Source organism: Gemelliphila sp. 1F1 (genome assembly GCF_056897515.1).
Window position 1 is genome coordinate 1 of the sequence record NZ_JBXHBE010000011.1, and the last position, 1,693, is coordinate 1,693.

The window sequence follows — 1,693 nt, forward strand, 5'->3', positions numbered from 1 at the left end:
GCTTGTTGATGCCGATGTGCTTGCTGATTCACTCGCGCTTGTCGATGCCGATGTGCTTGCTGACTCTGACGCACTTGTTGACGCTGATGTACTTGCTGATTCACTTGCGCTTGTTGACGCCGATGTACTTGCCGACTCTGACGCACTTTCTGATGCTGATGTGCTTGCTGATTCTGACGCACTTGTTGAAGCTGATTCGCTTGCTGATTCTGATGCACTCGTTGATGCTGATGTACTTGCTGAATCTGACGCACTCGTTGATGCTGATGTACTTGCTGATTCACTTGCACTTGTTGACGCTGATGTACTTGCTGACTCTGACGCACTTTCTGATGCTGATGTGCTTGCTGATTCACTCGCGCTTGTCGATGCCGATGTGCTTGCTGAATCTGACGCACTTGTTGATGCCGATGTACTTGCTGATTCACTTGCACTTGTCGATGCCGACGTGCTTGCTGACGTTGATTCACTTGTTGATGCTGATGTGCTTGCTGATTCTGACGCACTTGTCGATGCTGATGTACTTGCTGAATCTGACGCACTTGTTGATGCTGATGTACTTGATGATTCACTTGCGCTTTCTGATGCTGATGTGCTTGCTGACTCACTCGCACTTGTCGATGCTGATGTACTTGCTGAATCTGACGCACTCGTTGATGCTGATGTACTTGCTGATTCACTTGCGCTTGTTGATGCTGATGTACTTGCCGACTCTGACGCACTTGTTGATGCTGATGTACTTGCTGATTCACTTGCGCTTGTTGATGCCGATGTGCTTGCTGATTCACTCGCGCTTGTCGATGCTGATGTACTTGCTGAATCTGACGCACTCGTTGACGCTGATTCGCTTGCTGATTCACTTGCGCTTGTCGATGCCGATGTACTTGCTGATTCACTTGCACTTGTTGACGCTGATGTACTTGCTGATTCACTTGCGCTTGTTGACGCCGATGTACTTGCCGACTCTGACGCACTTTCTGATGCTGATGTACTTGCTGATTCACTTGCGCTTGTTGATGCCGATGTGCTTGCTGATTCACTTGCACTTGTTGACGCTGATGTACTTGCTGATTCACTTGCGCTTGTTGACGCCGATGTACTTGCCGACTCTGACGCACTTTCTGATGCTGATGTGCTTGCTGAATCTGACGCACTCGTTGACGCTGATTCGCTTGCTGATTCACTTGCGCTTGTCGATGCCGATGTACTTGCTGATTCACTTGCACTTGTTGACGCTGATGTACTTGCTGATTCACTTGCGCTTGTTGACGCCGATGTACTTGCCGACTCTGACGCACTTTCTGATGCTGATGTACTTGCTGATTCACTTGCGCTTGTTGATGCCGATGTGCTTGCTGATTCACTTGCACTTGTTGACGCTGATGTACTTGCTGATTCACTTGCGCTTGTTGACGCCGATGTACTTGCCGACTCTGACGCACTTTCTGATGCTGATGTGCTTGCTGATTCTGACGCACTTGTTGAAGCTGATTCGCTTGCTGATTCTGATGCACTCGTTGATGCTGATGTACTTGCTGAATCTGACGCACTCGTTGATGCTGATGTACTTGCTGATTCACTTGCGCTTGTTGATGCTGATGTACTTGCCGACTCTGACGCACTTGTTGATGCTGATGTACTTGCTGATTCACTTGCGCTTGTTGATGCCGATGTGCTTGCTGATTCACTCGCG

At 48.8% G+C, this 1,693-nt stretch carries 1 protein-coding gene; it reads left to right on the top strand.

The window, feature by feature from the left end:
• Positions 1-1,693: hypothetical protein (locus AC1XWJ_RS07685; RefSeq protein WP_483335287.1), on the top strand; the 1,693-nt coding region annotated here is incomplete at both ends.